General features: G+C 71.5%; 18 protein-coding genes. 17 read left to right on the forward strand and 1 reads right to left on the reverse strand.

Annotation, left to right across the window (positions count from 1 at the left end; all coding sequences use genetic code 11):
• Positions 1 to 153: 153 nt before the first annotated feature.
• Positions 154 to 1110 (reverse strand): helix-turn-helix domain-containing protein, encoded by a 957-nt coding sequence (locus AMYTH_RS0104160; protein ID WP_051362516.1) that lies wholly within the window; start codon positions 1108 to 1110, stop codon positions 154 to 156.
• Positions 1111 to 1334: 224 nt separating this feature from the next.
• Here AMYTH_RS0104160 and AMYTH_RS0104165 point away from each other — a divergent pair, with 224 nt between their 5' ends.
• The 17 genes from AMYTH_RS0104165 to AMYTH_RS0104245 all read left to right on the forward strand — a co-directional run bounded on the left by AMYTH_RS0104165 (position 1335) and on the right by AMYTH_RS0104245 (position 16956).
• Positions 1335 to 1673, forward strand: coding sequence for an ArsR/SmtB family transcription factor (locus AMYTH_RS0104165; RefSeq protein ID WP_027929234.1), 339 nt, complete (start codon positions 1335 to 1337; stop codon positions 1671 to 1673).
• Between the two features lie 17 nt (positions 1674 to 1690).
• Complete coding sequence (locus AMYTH_RS43820; RefSeq protein WP_037322246.1) at positions 1691 to 3109, forward strand: substrate-binding protein; 1419 nt, start codon at positions 1691 to 1693, stop codon at positions 3107 to 3109.
• 105 nt (positions 3110 to 3214) lie between these two features.
• Entirely contained in the window at positions 3215 to 3430 is a 216-nt protein-coding gene (locus AMYTH_RS0104175; protein ID WP_027929235.1) for a CbtB domain-containing protein, read from the forward strand.
• A gap of 13 nt (positions 3431 to 3443) precedes the next feature.
• The gene (locus AMYTH_RS0104180; protein ID WP_027929236.1) at positions 3444 to 4268 is read left to right on the forward strand and encodes a CbtA family protein; all 825 of its coding nucleotides are present in this window, start codon (positions 3444 to 3446) and stop codon (positions 4266 to 4268) included.
• A gap of 1 nt (position 4269) precedes the next feature.
• The gene (locus AMYTH_RS0104185) at positions 4270 to 4986 is read left to right on the forward strand and encodes a (2Fe-2S)-binding protein (RefSeq protein WP_027929237.1); all 717 of its coding nucleotides are present in this window, start codon (positions 4270 to 4272) and stop codon (positions 4984 to 4986) included.
• 31 nt (positions 4987 to 5017) lie between these two features.
• Entirely contained in the window at positions 5018 to 6565 is a 1548-nt protein-coding gene (locus AMYTH_RS0104190) for an amidase (protein ID WP_027929238.1), read from the forward strand.
• The gene (gene nthB, locus AMYTH_RS0104195; RefSeq protein ID WP_027929239.1) at positions 6562 to 7260 is read left to right on the forward strand and encodes a nitrile hydratase subunit beta; all 699 of its coding nucleotides are present in this window, start codon (positions 6562 to 6564) and stop codon (positions 7258 to 7260) included. Before AMYTH_RS0104190 ends, nthB begins: the two co-directional genes overlap by 4 nt.
• A gap of 1 nt (position 7261) precedes the next feature.
• Positions 7262 to 7873, forward strand: coding sequence for a nitrile hydratase subunit alpha (gene nthA / locus AMYTH_RS0104200; RefSeq protein ID WP_027929240.1), 612 nt, complete (start codon positions 7262 to 7264; stop codon positions 7871 to 7873).
• Entirely contained in the window at positions 7870 to 8280 is a 411-nt protein-coding gene (locus AMYTH_RS0104205) for a nitrile hydratase accessory protein (protein ID WP_027929241.1), read from the forward strand. Before nthA ends, AMYTH_RS0104205 begins: the two co-directional genes overlap by 4 nt.
• Positions 8281 to 8357: 77 nt before the next feature.
• Complete coding sequence (oxdA, locus tag AMYTH_RS0104210) at positions 8358 to 9416, forward strand: aliphatic aldoxime dehydratase (protein ID WP_027929242.1); 1059 nt, start codon at positions 8358 to 8360, stop codon at positions 9414 to 9416.
• Between the two features lie 274 nt (positions 9417 to 9690).
• Positions 9691 to 10704, forward strand: a complete 1014-nt coding sequence (locus tag AMYTH_RS0104215) for an isopenicillin N synthase family dioxygenase (RefSeq protein ID WP_027929243.1) — start codon at positions 9691 to 9693, stop codon at positions 10702 to 10704.
• Positions 10701 to 12002, forward strand: coding sequence for an O-acetylhomoserine aminocarboxypropyltransferase/cysteine synthase family protein (locus AMYTH_RS43825; RefSeq protein WP_037322249.1), 1302 nt, complete (start codon positions 10701 to 10703; stop codon positions 12000 to 12002). The genes AMYTH_RS0104215 and AMYTH_RS43825 overlap by 4 nt, the downstream gene beginning before the upstream one ends.
• Positions 12002 to 12823, forward strand: coding sequence for an alpha/beta fold hydrolase (locus AMYTH_RS0104225; protein ID WP_027929244.1), 822 nt, complete (start codon positions 12002 to 12004; stop codon positions 12821 to 12823). The genes AMYTH_RS43825 and AMYTH_RS0104225 overlap by 1 nt, the downstream gene beginning before the upstream one ends.
• Positions 12820 to 14355 (forward strand): ABC transporter substrate-binding protein, encoded by a 1536-nt coding sequence (locus AMYTH_RS0104230; RefSeq protein ID WP_027929245.1) that lies wholly within the window; start codon positions 12820 to 12822, stop codon positions 14353 to 14355. The genes AMYTH_RS0104225 and AMYTH_RS0104230 overlap by 4 nt, the downstream gene beginning before the upstream one ends.
• Positions 14352 to 15302, forward strand: coding sequence for an ABC transporter permease (locus AMYTH_RS0104235; protein WP_027929246.1), 951 nt, complete (start codon positions 14352 to 14354; stop codon positions 15300 to 15302). The genes AMYTH_RS0104230 and AMYTH_RS0104235 overlap by 4 nt, the downstream gene beginning before the upstream one ends.
• Entirely contained in the window at positions 15299 to 16174 is an 876-nt protein-coding gene (locus AMYTH_RS0104240; RefSeq protein WP_051362517.1) for an ABC transporter permease, read from the forward strand. The genes AMYTH_RS0104235 and AMYTH_RS0104240 overlap by 4 nt, the downstream gene beginning before the upstream one ends.
• Positions 16171 to 16956, forward strand: a complete 786-nt coding sequence (locus AMYTH_RS0104245; RefSeq protein WP_027929248.1) for an ABC transporter ATP-binding protein — start codon at positions 16171 to 16173, stop codon at positions 16954 to 16956. The genes AMYTH_RS0104240 and AMYTH_RS0104245 overlap by 4 nt, the downstream gene beginning before the upstream one ends.
• The last annotated feature ends 3 nt before the right edge of the window (positions 16957 to 16959 follow it).

Consider the following 16959-nt stretch of genomic DNA (forward strand, 5'->3'; position numbering starts at 1 on the left):
TCAACCTTCCTGTGTGCTGTCCGACGCCATCCACCACTTCGTCGCGGCGAGGCGGCCCCGTCCGCGGCCGACGGCGGAGCGGGAGTGGCTGGAGCACCCGACGGGGGTGCTCCAGCCACTGCCCGGGCCGTCGGGATACCGAGGTCAGCGGTGTCAGGACCGTGACTTGGCGCGGTAGGTGCTGGGAGACATTCCGTACGCCTCCCGAAATGCGCGGCTGAACACGGCGGGATGTGTGAAGCCCCAACGGAAGCAGATCTCCGCGAGGGTGGCGCCGCTCTCCCGGGGGTTGGCGAGGTCGCGCCGGCAGCGCTCTAGCCGTCGCCGCCGGATGACGTCGGAGACCCTGTGCCCGCGGTGGGCGAACAGGCGCTGGAGCTGCCGGGCCGACATGAAGTGCGCTTGCGCGACCGTGTCGGTTGACAGGTCCGGATCCGGCAGGTGCTCGTCCAGGTAGGTGTCGATCCGGCGGAGCAGATCCGCATGCCGGCCGTCCTCGGCGTCGGCGCCGCAAGCGTCGCCCGCGACGGTCGTCACGAGTCGGCCGATCTCGTCGGCGAGCCGGATCGCCCCGGACTCGCCCACGGACGGCCGTGTTCGGAGCAGGTCGGCGAGCATACGGCTCAGCACCCCGGTCATGCCCTGGTCACCGCGCAACGGCCGGCCGGTGAGGGACGCCGTGTCGCGCGCGTGAAGGTCGATCGTGTGGCGAGGCCAGGTGAACACGGCGAGGTCCCATTCCGGCGACCGGCGCCCGGACCGCAGGGACCAGCGGAACGGACGCTCGGTCTCGTAGATCACGAAGTCGCCGGGCCGCAGCACCGCCTCGTGCCCGTCCTGGGCGACGAAGGCCTCGCCCCGCTGGACGAGCCCGACCTGGAAGTAGTGCCGGCGATCGTGGCGCAGCAGCCGTGGGGTACGGCTGATGTCCTGGTTGACCGAGCGGACCGTGGAGACCTGAAGGTGGCCCAGGTGACTGCTGTGGACGGTGCCGCCGAACGCTGGAGAGTCCTCCTCGACAGCGATGTCGAGGTTGACGAACTGGTCCCGCAGCAGGTCGCACCAGTCGTCGTGCCGGCGGCTGACGATCTCGCCCGGCGCTGTCGCCATGGTCGCACCTCGCTCGGCTCCGGCAACCTGGGCGGCTGCCGCTCCGGGGGAGTGTCGGCGACGTTGTCGCCATCGGTCAAGAACCTGTCGCCTCGTGCTCGGTGTCGCCGCGGCGTCCCGGTCACCATGTACGGCATGTTCGCGGAGGCGCGGGTGCGGGGCCCGCCCGGTAGGTTACGCTGGATCGCGTCATCATCTACTGACATGTTGAGAGGCGACGATCGGTGGCAACCGGGCCGGCCTTTGACGCGCTTGCGGACCCTGTGCGGCGGGAGATCCTGAGCGTGCTCGCCGAACGCGACGAGTGCAGCGTGAACGAGTTGGCCGAAAGCATCGGCAGCGTGGGCCGGACCGCCGTGTCCAACCATCTCCGGATCCTGCGCACCGCGGGGCTCGTGGTCGAGCGCCGCGCCGGGCGGTATCGCTACTACTCGATCGACCCCGCTGGTTCGGCCCGCGAAGTCATCGCGATGTTGCAGAAGCTGTTTCAGAGCGCGCTGGCCGACGCCGGGCGCGCCGCCAGCGCTGCGTCCGACCCTGACTCCGATTCTCGTTCAGCTTAGACACAGGGGAGGGCCCTGTGCCCGAACTCGCGCTCCGTGCGGAGCAGTGGGTCTCCAGCCCGCCCGAGGTCGTGTTCTCCCTGTTCGGCGCGAGTGCGGGCGCGGGATGGGTGTTCGACGCGCAGTGCGACCGGGTCGTGCCCGGTGAGCCGGTCAGCCTGTCGGCGCCGTTCGCGGGTGGCGATCCGGTAGAGGTCATCGGTCACATCCGGGCGGTCCGGCGGTGCGCGCTCATCGAGATCTCCCATGACCAGCCATGGCGCGGGCGGGTCAGGCTGCGGTTCGTTCCCGAGCGTGGCGGGACGCGGGTGCGCCTGGTGGCCGAGCTCGACGAGTCCGGGCTCGAATGGCTCATGCGACGCAACGGTCTGCCGACCGGCCATGGCGCCTCGGGCAATCCGCGCCTGGGCCTGCTGACCACCAAATCCGGCCCGGGAAGCCTGTTCGCGGCGGCCACGGACAACCTCGCGACGCTGGCGATCGACGAGATCAACGCCGAGGGAGGAGTGGGCGGGCGCCCGGTCGAACTGCTCGTCGGCGATGACGCGACCGATCCGGCCGTCGGGGTCGCCGAGGCCCGCCGCCTGGTGCGGGCCGGCTGCCGGACGATCCTGGTGGCGACCATTTCCGCGACCTTCGTGGCCGTGTCCCGGGCACTGGCTTCCGAGGAGGTCCTGCTCGTCCAGACGCTGATGAACGAGGGCGGCGAGTCGGGGGCGCTGCGCCTGCAGTACGGCGAACGTCCGGGCGCCCAGCTGGTCGCGTCGGCGGCCACGCTGATGCGAGCCGCGGGCGGACGACGGTGGTTTCTGGCGGGAAACGACTACTGCTGGCCCCGCAGCACGCACGCCGCCGCTCGCCGGATCCTGCCCCGGCTGGGAGCCGAACTGGTCGGGGAGCGCTTCGCGGCGTTGGGCACCCGTGACTTCTCCCCGGTGATCGAAGCGATCCAGGCCTCCCCGGCCGACATCGTGCTGTCCACTTTCGTGGGGGCCGATGCGGCGGCCTTTGAGCGGCAGGCGCACGCGATGGGCCTGCGGGACCGGTGCCTCACCCTCGCGCCCGCGATGGACGAATCGACGCTGCGGCGGGTGGGACCCACCGCGTCGGCCGGGCTGTACGCGGTGTCCGGCTACTTCGAGCAACTCCCGACCGCAGGCAACGAGGAGCTGGTCGAACGGTACCGGGCGACGTACGGCCGATGGGCGCCTCCGCTGTCGACACTGAGCGAGTCGGTGTTCGAAGCGGTCCGGATGTGGTGGCTGGTGGCGAGCCGGGTCGGCGCCGCGGAACCACGCCGGATCGCCGAGGAAATCCGGCGCACCCGCTTCGAGCTTCCCCGGGGCGTCGTGACTCTTGACGGTGGCGAGCAGGCCACGCAGCGGCTGCACCTCGTCGAAGCGCACGAGACCGGGTTCAGGTTCACACGACTGTAACAAGTCATCATGTCAGCACTTATTGACATGATAGGTCGTCTCTCCTACTTTCATGCTTGTCCGCATGCCCGAAGACGGGTTCGAAGTCCCGCTGAGGAGGCCCTGATGACTGCCCTTCCCGCACAGCCCGCCACGTCCACGCCGGTGGTGGCGCCGGTGGCCGCGTCCGCACTGTGGCTCGCCGGCACGGTGTTCCTGGCTGTTGCCCTGTACTACTTCGTCGGCATCGACCAGGGAGCCGTGTCCGTGTTCGGCAGTGACAGCCACGTGCACGAGTTCGTGCACGACGCCCGGCACCTGCTCGGGTTCCCCTGTCACTGAGGGCGGGGCAGACATGAACAAGACCTTAGTACTGCGCGGAATGGCCGCGGGCGGCATCGCCGGTCTGCTGGCGTTCGTGTTCGCACGGATCTTCGCCGAGCCGCGCATCGAGGCCGCGATCGACTACGAGACCGGGCGGGAGGCCGCTCAGTCGGTTGTGGACAGCGGCATGCACGTCCACGACCCGGTGCACGCGGCACATGAGGCGGGCGCCGAAGTGTTCACGCGCACCGTCCAGGCCGGCGTCGGCTCGGCCGTGGCCCTGATCGTGTTCGGCATCGCGCTGGGAACGGTGTTCGCCGCCGTTTTCACCGTCGCGTTCGGCCGGATGGGTGGGTTGCGTGCTCGTTCGCTCGCCCTGGTCCTCGCCGGAGCGGGTCTGCTGGTGGTGTACCTCGTGCCGTTCCTGAAGTACCCGGCGAACCCGCCCGCCGTCGGGGCGTCGGACACCATCGGCACCCGGACCTCGTTCTACCTCGTCGCGGTTCTGGCGTCCGCCGCGGTCCTGGGCGGTGCCGTGTGGCTGGGCCGCGCGCTCCGGTCACGGCTGGGCACCTGGAACGCGGGCCTTGCGGCCACAGCGGCCTTCGTCCTGGGGGCGGGCGTGGTGCTCGCGGTGCTGCCCGGCTTCGACGAGACGCCTGGCCCACTGCTCGCCCCGGACGGTGCGATGGTCTACCCGGGGTTCCCCGCCGATGTGCTCGCGGAGTTCCGTCTGTACTCGGTGCTCACCCAGGTCGTGCTGTGGGCGGCCATCGGACTGGTGTTCGGGCCTCTGGCAGAGCGGGTGCTCCGGAACGGCGATCGTCCAGCGGCCCGCGTGACGGTGGGGCTGTGACGTGTCCGTCCCCGAGCCGACCGCGGCGCTCGGGCCGCACTTCGCCGTCGACACCCACCCGGCCGCCGCGGTCGCTGACCGGCCGTGGCAGCCGCTGGGCGACCTGCTCGGGCGCCCGGGCGTCCTCCGGGGCTGGGTGCGCGAGATCCGGGGCCTGCTGGCCGTCGCGGCCGGTGTGCCCGAGGGCCGGGTCGACCCCAGGGCGGCCGCGTCACTCGCTCATCTCGGTCTGGTCGCCCGGCTCGTCGCGCCCGCGCTCGCGGAAGCAGCACACACCGGCCGGTTGCTCGACTTGAGCCTGGCCACGACGTGGTGGCAACCCGTGCCGGGCAGGCCGCTGCCGTTGTCCGTCATGGCCGAGACCGTGCTGTACCCGTCCCGCCGCGCCTCCGGTCATCTGCTCGCCGAACTGGTGGTGGAGGGCCCGGTGCGCAAGCTCACGACCGCCGTGGCCGAGCTGAACGTCTCACCCCGAGTGCTGTGGGGCAACGTCGCTTCGGCCGTGCACGGCGCGGCCCAGGTCCTCACGACCGCCCTGCCGCACCGCGAGCCGGTCGTGCGGGAGCTGTCCACCACGCTGCTGAGATCCGGCGCCCTGGCCGCGACCGGATCCGTTGCGGCGGGCCGCTTCCGGCGGCGCAGCTGCTGCTTGCTCTACCGCGCCGTGCCCCGGCAGCCGGGGCCGGTGTGCGCCGACTGCGTCCACGGCACCTCCTGACACCGCACGTCATCCGATCCGAGGAGTTCACATGTCCTCCCTGCCCGCACCCGATCCCGCGCGGATCTCCGAGCTCGACCGCCATTACGGTTTCGGGCTCTCACGCGCGGAGATCGAGGAGTTCACCCCGGCTGTTGCCGCCACTTTGGACTCCCCGCGCGTCGTCGAGCGGCTCTACGAGGCAAGTGCCCCGGCCGCCCCGGACCGCGCGTGGGCGCCGCCGCCGGACAACCCTTACGGGGCCTGGTACGTGACCACCTCGATCACCGAGTCCGAGAGCGGGCCGTTGGCCGGCCGCACTGTCGCCGTGAAGGACAACGTGTCCGTCGCGGGTGTGCCGGTGATGAACGGCTCACGCACGGTCGAGGGTTTCGTGCCGCGGCGGGATGCGACCGTGGTGCGCCGGCTGCTCGACGCGGGCGCCACGATCACCGGGAAGGCGGTCTGTGAAGACCTGTGCTTCTCCGGCGCCAGCTTCACGTCGCAACCCGGCCCGGTGCGCAACCCGTGGGACACCTCCCGCAACGCCGGCGGGTCCTCCAGCGGGAGCGGTGCCCTCGTCGCCGCCGGGGCGGCCGATCTGGCTGTCGGCGGCGACCAGGGCGGGTCGATCCGCATTCCCGCGGCGTTTTGCGGGATCGTCGGCCACAAGCCGACCCACGGCCTGGTGCCCTACACCGGCGGGTTCCCCATCGAGCGCACGATCGACCACCTCGGACCGATGGCCCGCACCGTCGCGGACACCGCGGCGATGCTGACCGTGCTCGCAGGGGTGGACGGGCTGGACGCCCGCCAGCCCAGCACCCTCGAACACGTCGACTACCTGGCCGCGCTGGCCATCCCGGCGACCGGGCTCCGGATCGGTGTGGTGTCCGAAGGGTTCGGCACCGCCGTGTCCGACCCGGCGATCGACGAATCCGTGCTCGCCGCGGTCGACGGGCTGCGTTCGGCGGGCCTGGCCGCCGAGCGGGTGTCGATCCCGTGGCATACCAACGCCATGCACGTGTGGAACGTGATCGCCACCGAGGGCGCCGCCTACCAGATGATCGACGGGAACGCGTTCGGCATGAACGTCGAGGACTTCTACGACCCCGAGCTCATCACCCACTTCGCACGACAGCGCGGGAGCCACGCCGCCCAACTGTCCAGCACTGTCAAGCTGGTCGGGCTGTCCGGCCGGTACACGTTCGAAGTGGGCGGTGGCAAGTACTACGCGATGGCCCGGCACCTCGCCCGCGAACTCCGCGACGCCTACGACGCGGCGCTGAGCCGGCACGACGTGCTGATCATGCCCACGCTTCCCTACACCGCGAAGGAGATCCCGCCGGCTGACGTCTCCCTGGGGGAGTACCTGCACACCGCGCTGTCGATGGTCGGCAACTGCGCGCCCTTCGACGTCACCGGGCACCCCGCGTGCTCGGTGCCCGCCGGCCTCGTCGCCGGGCTGCCCGCAGGGCTGATGATCATCGGCCGGCGCTTCGACGACGCCACCGTCCTGCGCGTGGCGCACACCCATGAACAGGTGACCGGCGGCTTTCCCGCGCCGCCGGTCACCGCGACCTCGAGGAGCAACGCATGAACGGAGTCTTCGACCTGGGCGGGACCGACGGTCTCGGGCCCGTCGTCACCCAGGAGGACGAGCCCGTGTTCCGGGCCGAATGGGAGAAGGCGGCGTTCGCCCTCTTCGCCACCTGCTTCCGGGCGGGACTGTTCAACGTGGACATGTTCCGGCACGGCATCGAGCAGATGGATCCCGCCGAGTACCTGCTGTCCAACTACTACGAGCACTGGGTCCACACCGCCGAGCACTTCGGCGCGAAGGCCGGCGTGATCGACCTCGCCGAGCTCGATGAGCGAACCCGGTTCTACCTGGAGAACCCGGACGCGCCACTGCCCGGCCGCACGGACCCGGAGCTGCTCGCCTTCGTCGACGCCGCGGTCATGGGCGGTGCGCCCGCCGCCCGGGAGTCCGACAAGGCGGCGGCGTTCCAGGTTGGCGACATCGTCACGGTGAACGCCGACAGCCCGGCCGGGCACACCCGCCGGGCCCGCTACGTCCGCGGCCGCACCGGCGAGATCACCGGTGCGCACGGCACCTTCATCTACCCCGACAGCGCCGGAAACAGCGGCCCGGACGCCCCCGAGCACGTCTACACCGTGCGGTTCACCGCCACCGAACTGTGGGGGAGCGACACCGCCGACCCCCATGGCGTCGTCTACTTCGACGTCTGGGAGCCCTACCTCACCCTCTCCGAAAACCGAGGAGCAGCCTGACATGGCACCGACCGACACCCGCCTGCGCAGCCAGGAGGAGATCACCGCCCGCGTGAAGGCGCTGGAAGCCCTGCTCATCGAGAAGGGCATCATGACGACCGAGGCCGTCGACCGTCTCGCCGACATCTACGAGAACGAAGTCGGCCCCCAGCTCGGCGCCAAGGTCGTCGCGAAGGCCTGGACCGATCCCGCCTTCAAGTCACGGTTGCTCGACAACGCCACGGCCGCCTGTGCCGAACTCGGCATCGGCGGGCTGCAGGGCGAGGACATGGTGGTCGTCGAGAACACCGGCGAGGTGCACAACGTCATCGTCTGCACCCTGTGCTCGTGCTACCCGTGGCCGGTCCTCGGGCTGCCGCCGAACTGGTACAAGGCGCCCGCCTACCGCGCCCGCATCGTCCGCGAGCCACGCAAGGTGCTCGCCGAGGACTTCGGCTTCCCGGTCCCCGGCGACGTCGAGATCAGGGTCTGGGACTCCAGTTCCGAGCTGCGCTACTGGGTGCTGCCCACCCGGCCCGCCGGCACCGAAGGGCTGAGCGTGGAACAGCTCGAAGCGCTCGTCACCCGTGACTCGATGATCGGCGTCGGTCCCGCCGCCGCCCCGGCCGCATGAGCGCCCGGGCACGGCCGGACGCCACCGAACTCGGTGACGCCCGCCGCCGCGTGGAGGCCCTCGTCTGCGACTTGCCCGGCTCCGGGGAGAAGGGCTTCGACCAGCCGTGGGAGCTGCGGGCCTTCGCCCTCGCCGTCGCGGCCTACCACAACGGGCACTACGAGTGGAGCGAGTTCCAGCTCTCGCTCATCGAGGCGATCCGGGAGTGGGAACGCGGCGGCGGGGACGAGCCGTGGAGGTACTACGAGCACTGGCTGACGGCCCTGGAGGCGGTTCTGTCGGGCAAGGGACTGCTGTCGGAGGCGGTGCTCGACGAACAGACCCGGACCATGCTGGCCACCCCGCGCAACGCCAATCACCACCAGGCCCACCGCGACCCGGTCGCGATCTCGCCCCGGACCGCCTGAACAACCCGGTGGTGCCGCCCGCCCGGACGGTGCGGCACCACCGGTCCTCTGCCCCTCTCAAGCCCAGGAGACAACACATGGAATCCGCAGTCGACAAGCACCTGCAGTGCCCGCGCACCCGGTCGCGCCGGGTCGCCGACGACTACCGGCCCCCGTTCCCGATGTTCGTCGCTCGCGCCGCCGAGGACCTCACCCACGTCGTCATGGGTTACTTCGGTGTCCAGTACCAGGGACCTGAACACCGCGCCGAGGCCCTCGCCGCGCTGCGGGAGATCGTCGGGCACTTCGGACTCGATGACGGCCCCGGGGAGTACGACACGACGCACCACCAGGACCGTGAAGGCGCCGACAATCTGATCGCGGTCGGCTACTGGCGCGACGCCGGCCGCTACCAGCGCTGGCTCTCCCGCCCGGAGGTGGCAGGCTGGTGGAACTCCGCCGACCGCGAACGCGCCGGCGTCGGGTTCTTCCGCGAGATCGTTTCACCGCGAGCCGACCAGTTCGAGACGCTCTACGCGTTCACCGACGGTTTCCCCGGCGTGGGCGCCATCATGGACGGCGTCAGCGGGGAGATCGAAGAGCACGGCTACTGGGGCTCGATGCGGGACCGGTTGCCCATATCGCAGACCGACTGGCTCCCCGCGCGGGGCCAGACCGTGGCCGTGACCGACGCCGCGACGCCTGGCCGGGTGATCGTGCGCGGCCACGACAACATCGCACTCATCCGGTCCGGCCAGGACTGGGCCGACGCCGGCGACGACGAGCGTTCGCTCTACCTCGACGAGATCGAGCCCGTGCTGCGGGCCGGCATGGACTTCGTACGCGACCACGGCCAGGACGTCGGCTGCTACAGCAACCGGTACGTGCGCTACATCGATCTCGACGGCAACCCGATTGACAAGTCGTACAACATCGGGCACTGGCGCTCACTCGACCTCCTGGAACGCTGGTCCGAGTCCCACCCGACGCACCTGCGGATCTTCACCACGTTCTTCCGCGTGGTCGAGCAACTGGACAAACTGCGCCTGTACCACGAGGTCTCCGTCTTCGACGCGAAAGACCAGTACTACGAATACATCAACTGTCACCCGGCGACCGGCATGCTGCGGGACGCGGCGGTGCCGTCGGTCGCCTGAGCGGGTCGCAGGCCGAGGTCGGCCTGCGGTGCGGGCAGCCCCAGGAAGGCCGTGGATCACCTGGCTTCGTCGAACGACGGCACCGGGAGGTCGATGAGCAGGAGTTGCCGTGCCCCGGTTCGGAGGTCACGGTAGGCGTTACCGGCATCGGCCGCGCGATCCGATCGCCGGCCGGCGCCGAGGGGATCAGTAGACGCCGAGGGGATCAGTAGACCGGCGTCCGCTATCTGAGATCGTCACCCGAGCGCGCGCCGGCGACCTACTCTCGGGCGTCATGACACCCCCACTGCCGTTGATCGACATCTCGCGTTTCCGTGACCCCGCAGCCGATCGGGAGGAGTTCCTGGCGCAGCTCCGGCACGCCGCGCACGAGGTGGGTTTCTTCTACGTCGTCGGGCACGGGGTCCCCGGCGAGCTGAGCGCCGGGATCTTCGACGTGGCGCGGAAGTTCTTCGCACTGCCCGAGCAGCAGCGGCTGGAGATCGGCAACATCCACTCCCCGCAGTTCCGCGGGTACACCGCCACCGGCCACGAGTACACCGCGGGCGCGCCGGACTGGCGGGAGCAGATCGACATCGGCCCGGAGCGGGAAGCGCTCGAACTCGCGCCCGGCGACCCGGCCTGGAAGCGGTTGATCGGTCCGAACCTGTGGCCAGCGGCGTTGCCGGAGCTGCGCGAGACGACGCTGGCGTGGCAGGCCGAGGCGCTGCGCGTGAGCCGCGAAGTGCTGCGGGCGCTGGCGGCCTCGCTCGGCCAGGACGAGGGCTATTTCGACGAGTGGTTCGACGCCGAAGCCGCCACCCACGTCAAGATCATCCGCTACCCCGGCCGCGTTCGCGACGACGCCGACCAGGGGGTGGGCGCCCACAAGGACTACGGCTACCTCGCGCTGTTGCAGCAGGACGAGGTCGGCGGGCTGCAGGTGCAGGCGGCGGACGGCAGCTGGATCGACGCCACCCCGATCCCGGGCAGCTTCGTGTTCAACATCGGCGAGATGCTGGAGATCGCGACCCAGGGCTACCTGACCGCGACGCGGCACCGCGTGGTCAGCCCGCCCCCGGGCGTGGAACGGTTCTCGGTGCCGTTCTTCCTCGGGCCACGCCTGGACGCGGTCGTCGAGCCGCTGACCTTGCCCGCCGAGCTGGCCAAGCAGGCCCGCGGCGTCAGCGAGGACGCCGACAACCCGCTGCTGGCCGCCTACGGCGAGAACGCGCTCGTGGGCTGGCTGCGGTCGCACCCCGAGGTCGCCCGGCGCTGGTGGTCCGACGTGCTGGCGGAGCAGGCGTGACCGGCTCCTGGTCGTTCGACACCCGGCAGATCCACGCCGGCGCGAACCCGGACCCGGCCACCGGATCCCGCGCCACGCCGATCTACCAGACCAGCTCCTACGTCTTCGACGGCGCCGACCACGCCGCCCGCGCGTTCGCCCTGCAGGACCTGGAAACCCACGCCTACACGCGCCTGTCGAACCCGACCACCGCCGTCGCCGAGGCGCGCCTCGCCGACCTCGAATCCGGCGTCGCCGCGGTCGCGGTGGCCAGCGGTCAGGCGGCGGCGTCGCTGGCGCTGCTGAACCTCGCCCGCGCCGGCGACCACATCGTGTCCGCGGCGAGCCTGTACGGCGGGACCTACAACCTGCTCGCCCACACCTTCGCCGACCTCGGGATCGCTGTCACCTTCGTCGACGACCCGGACGACCTCGGCCGGTGGCGCGCCGCGGTGCGGCCGGAGACCAAGGCGTTCTTCGCCGAATCGATCGGCAACCCGCGCGGCAACGTGCTGGACGTCTCGGCCGTGGCCGCCGTCGCGCACGACGCCGGGGTGCCGCTCGTGGTGGACAACACCGTGCCCACCCCGTACCTGGCCCGGCCGCTCGAGCACGGCGCCGACATCGTGGTGCACTCGACGACGAAGTTCCTGTCCGGGCACGGCACCGGGATCGGCGGCGTCGTGGTGGACCGCGGCCGGTTCGACTACGCGGCCGACCCGGAGCGCTGGCCGCAGTTCACCCGGCCCGACCCGAGCTACCACGGCCTCGTGTTCGCCGACGAGTTCGGCGAGCTCGGCTACACCCTGCGGCTGCGCACCAAACTGGTGCGGGATCTCGGCCCCGCCGTGGCGCCGTTCACCAGTTTCCTGCTGCTGCAGGGGATCGAGACGCTGTCGCTGCGGATGTCCCGGCACAGCCGCAACGCCAAGGCAGTCGCGGAATGGCTGGCGGCGCAACCCGAGGTGGCCGAGGTGCACTACGCCGGACTGCCGACCAGCCCGTGGTTCGATGTGGGAAAGCGCTATCTCGGCGGCGGCGCGGGCGGGGTCCTCGCGTTCGACCTGGCCGGCGGGCTGCCCGCGGGCCGCCGGTTCGTCGACGGCCTGACCCTGTTCAGCCACCTGGCCAATATCGGCGACGTGCGGAGCCTGGTCATCCACCCGGCCTCGACCACGCACGCGCAACTGGACCCGGACCAGCAGCTCGCCAGCGGCGTGACGCCAGGGCAGGTGCGGCTGTCGGTCGGCCTGGAGGGCCTCGACGACCTGCTCGCCGACCTCCGGCGCGGGCTCGACGCGACCCACGGGAGGCACTGATGGCCGAGTTCGCCGGCGTCCGCGGCACCATCCACCACCGGCACTGGACCCCGGAGCACCCGCGGGCGCTGGTGGTGTTCTTCCACGGCCTCGGTGAGCACACCGGCAGCTACGAGCCGCTCGCGGCGGCACTGACCGGCGCCGGGTTCGCGCTGTGGGCGCACGACCACGCCGGTCACGGCCGCAGCGACGGCGAACGCGTGCTGATCACCGTGATCGACGACCTGCTCGACGACGCCGCGACTCTCCTCGGGCTCGCCCGCGCGGCCCACCCGGACCTCCCGCTGGTCGTAGCCGGGCACTCGCTCGGCGCCACCGTCGCCACGTTGCTCACCGCGGAACGGCTGCTGCCGTCGGGCACCCGCCCGGCCGCCGTCGTGCTGGCCGGCTCCTCGATCGTCCCGGCGCCCGATGCGGGTGGCGGGCTGGCCGAACTCCTGGCCAGCGGCATCGACCCGCTTGACCTGCGCAAGGACCCGGGCGAGCTCACCCGCCACCCCGGGTACGCCCAGCAGATCCGCGAAGATCCGCTGACCTGGCAGGGCGGCATCCGCGTCGAGACCCTGGCCGCCCTCGCCGCCGCGGCTGAGCGCCTGCCGGCGGCGGTGTCCGCACTGGACGTCCCGGTGCTGCTGCTGCACGGCGAGAAGGACGACCTCGCCCCGGCCGAAGGTGCGCGGCGGGCGGCGGAACTGCTGCCCGACGCCGAAGCGGTGATCTTCCCCGACGACCTCCACAACATCCTCAACGAACTCGACCGCGACGAAGTCCACGCCACCTTCGTGGACTTCGTGCGGCGCCACCTCCAGGGAGAACGATGAGACGCCTCCTGCCTGCCGCGCTGACCGCGGTGGCCCTGCTCCTCACCGCGTGCGGCACCGGCGGCACACCCCAGGCCGGGACCGCCGTCCAGGCCGCCACACCGCCCGACGACCAGTTGGACACCGCCGCCACCGTCGACGTCCGGCTGGTGCTGGAACCCACCAGCCTCAACATCTTCGGCACCTCGGGCGCCGCGCTCGACCAGATCCTCCTCGACAACGTCTACCAGGGCCTGGTCACCATCGACACGAACGCCAACGACAAGATCGTGCCCGCGCTCGCCACTTCCTGGGAGACCTCGCCCGACGGCCTCACCTACACCTTCCACCTGGTGCGGGGCGCGAAATTCCACGACGGCTCGCCGCTGACCTCCGCCGACGTCGTGTGGTCGCTGCAGCAGCAGATCGCGCCGGACTCGAAGGCCGTCTACAGCGCCAACTTCGCCACCATCGACACCGTGACCGCGCCGGACCCGGCCACCGTGCAGGTCAGGCTCAAGCAGCGGGACAGCTTCCTGCTGTGGAACCTGACCCAGCGCGGCGGCATCGTCTACAAGCAGGGCACCGACTTCGCCACGCTCGACGGCGCCGAGAACGGCAGCGGCCCGTTCACCGTCGCGCAGTGGAACCGCGGATCGAGCATCACCCTGGCCCGCGACGAGAACTACTGGGGCGCCAAGCCCAAGGTCGCCAAGGTGGTGTTCCACTACATCACCGAGCAGAACGCCGCCAACAACGCACAGCTGACCGGGCAGACCGACATCCAGACCGCGGTCGACCCGACGCTGCTGTCCGCGTTCGCAGGCAACAGCGGGTTCGCCGTCCTCAAGGGCACCACGACCGACAAGTTCACGCTCGCCTTCAACGGCACCCAGGCGCCGTTCACCGACCCCGCCGTGCGGCACGCGATCCGGCAGGCCATCAACAAGCAGGACGTCATCCGCGCCTACGGCGCCGGCCTGGCCATCGGCAGCGCGGTTCCGCCACAGGACCCGTGGTACGAGGACCTCACCGGGATCGACGCCTACAACCCGGACAACGCGCGGAAGCTGCTCGCCGACGCCGGGTTCCCGAACGGACTGTCCCTGACGCTGACCGTCCCGAGCATCTACCCGGCCGCGATCAGCGACGTGCTGGTGTCCAACCTCAAGCAGGCCGGCATCACCCTCACCGTGCAGCCGGTGGAGTTCCAGACCTGGCTGACCAAGGTGTTCCAGCAGCACGACTTCCAGCTCAGCCTCGTCGACCACGCCGAGCCGCGCGACCTGGCCAACTACACCAAGCCGGGCTACTACTTCGGCTACGACGACAAGCAGGTGCAGGACTGGTACGCCCAGGCGCGGCTGGCGGCCACCGACGCCGAGCGGGACGCGCTGCTCAAGCGGGTCGGCAGGCAGATCTCCGAGGACGCGGCGACCGACTGGCTGCTGCTCGGCCAGGCCAGCACCGTGGTGCGCACCGGTGTGTACGGCGTGCCGCAGAACGAAACCAGCAACCGCTTCAACCTGAGCACGGTCGCGGTCGCCAAGTGACGCTGTTCGTGCTGCGCCGCGCCGGGCTGCTGGTGGTGTCGCTGCTCGTCGCCAGCCTGCTCGTGTTCGTGTTGTTGCGGCTGCTCCCTGGCGACGTCGCCGCCACCATCGGCGGTATCCAGGCGAGCCCGGAGCAGCTGGCCGCGATCCGCGCCGGTCTCGGCCTGGACCGCTCGCTCGCCGTCCAGTACGGCGACTGGCTGACCGGGGTGCTGCGCGGCGACTTCGGCCGCTCGCAGCTCAACGGCACCTCGGTCAGCGCCGAACTCGCCGCCAAGCTGGAGGTGACCGCGCCGCTGATCGCCGGGGCGATCGCCGTCGCCGTCGCGGTCGCGGTGCCGCTGGGCACCTGGGCGGCGGTGCGGCACCGCGGCTGGGCCGGCGGCGGCATCAGCGCGCTGGCCCAGATCGGCATCGCGGTGCCGGCGCTGTGGCTCGCGCTGGTGCTCGTGCTGGTGTTCTCGGTGACCCTGGGCTGGCTGCCGGCTCAGGGCTTCCCCGTCGACGGGTGGGCCGAACCCGGAGCGGCACTGGAAAGCCTGGTGCTGCCGTGGATCGCGCTCGGCCTCACCGAAGGCGCCGTGCTGCTGCGGTTCGTGCGGTCCGCCGTGCTGGGTGTGCTGCACTCGGACTACCTGCGCACCGCGCGCGCCAAGGGCCTGACCCGCACCCGGGCGCTGCTGCGGCACGGGTTCCGCAACGCCGCCGTGCCGGTGGTGTCGGTGCTCGGGTTGCAGCTGGCCACCCTGGTCGTCGGCACGATCGTGATCGAGCGGGTGTTCACGCTGCCCGGCGTGGGCAGCATGCTCGTCACCGACGTCGGCAACCGCGACCTGGTCAAGGTGCAGGGCGAGGTGTTCGCCGTCGTCGCCGCGGTGATGCTGATCGGCTTCGCCGTCGACCTCGTGCACCGGATCGTCGACCCGCGGCTGCAGGAGGCGCGATGAGCCGCGCCGCCGCGACGCGCCGCCGCCGCGCGCTGCGCACCGTGCTGACGGCGCTCGTCCGCCGCCCGGCCGGCGTGTTCGGGCTGGCCGTGTTCGCCCTGCTCGTGCTGGGTGCCGTGGTGTCGCTGTTCTGGACCCCGTTCGACCCACAGGCCACCGATCCCGGCCGGGCGTGGCTGCTGCCGTTGCAGGACGGGCACCTGCTGGGCACCGACCGGATCGGGCACGACCAGTTCAGCCAGCTGCTCGCGGGCAGCCGCGAAACGCTGGTCGCCGCGGTGGCGTCGGCCGCGCTGGCGACCGTGCTCGGGCTCGCGCTCGCCCTGCCCGCGGCGCTCGCGCCGCGCTGGATCAGCGCGCCGGTGATCCAGTTGATCGACATCCTCGTCGCGTTCCCCGTGCTGCTGCTGGCGATGGTGCTCGCCGCGGTGTACGGCAGCTCGCTGGCCACCGTCGTCGCGGCGATCGGCATCGGGTTCGGCGTCGCGGTCGCCCGCGTCGCGCGGGCCGAGCTGGCCGCGGCGCGCGGCAGCGACTACGTGCTCGCCGCCCGCGCCGCCGGCGCCCGCACCGGGCGGATCATCCGCAAGCACCTGCTGCCCGCGCTCGCCCCGACGCTCATCGTGCAGCTGTCACTGGTGATGGCGCTGGCCGTGCTCGCCGAGGCGGCGCTGACCTACCTGGGCTACGGCAGCTCACCGTCCACCCCGTCCTGGGGCGGCATGCTGCACGAGCAGCAGGCCTACATCAGCGCCCGTCCGTTGCTGGTGATCTGGCCGGGACTGGCGGTGGCGCTGACCGTGCTGGGGTTCAACCTGCTCGGCGACGCGCTGCGCGACGCGACCGACCCACGCCTGCGGAGCAGCCGATGACCTTGCTGGAAGTGTCCGGATTGACCGTCCACATCGGAGGGAAACGCGTGCTGGACGGGGTCGGCCTGTCACTGGCGGCGGGGGACAGCCTCGGGCTCATCGGGGAGTCCGGCTCGGGCAAGTCGCTGACCGCCCTGGCGGTGCTCGGCCTGCTGCCCGAGGATGCCCGCGTCGAGGGCAGCGTGCGGCTCGACGGCGCCGAGCTGGTCGGGCTCGGCGACCGCGCGTTGTCGCGCATCCGCGGCGAACGGGTCGCGATGGTGTTCCAGGAACCGCTGACCGCGCTCAACCCGCTGATGCGGGTGGGCAAGCAGATCGCCGAACCGCTGCGCCTGCACCGCGGCCTGTCGCGGCGGCAGGCCCGTGCGGAGGCGGTGCGGCTGGCGGCCGAGGTGGGACTGCCCGATCCCGAGCACGCCGTGCGGGCGTTCCCGCACCAGCTCTCCGGCGGGCAGCGGCAACGCGTCGGTATCGCGATGGCGTTGGCTTGCCGCCCTGCGCTACTGATCGCCGACGAGCCGACCACCGCGCTGGACGTGACCGTACAGGCGGAGATCCTGCGGCTGATCCGCGGGCTCGCCGAGGAGCAGGGCAGCGCGCTGCTGTTCATCACCCACGACCTGGCCGTGCTGGCCCAGGTGGCGCGGCGGGTCCTGGTCCTCGGCGGCGGGCGGGTGCTGGAGGAGGGCTCGCTGCGGGAGATCCTGCACGCGCCCGCACACCCCTACACCCGCACTCTCCTGGACGTGGCGCGGGCGGAGTCGGTGGAGGTGACGCGGTGACGG

Origin of the sequence: Amycolatopsis thermoflava N1165, from assembly GCF_000473265.1 — a bacterium.
Classification (GTDB): domain Bacteria; phylum Actinomycetota; class Actinomycetes; order Mycobacteriales; family Pseudonocardiaceae; genus Amycolatopsis_E; species Amycolatopsis_E thermoflava.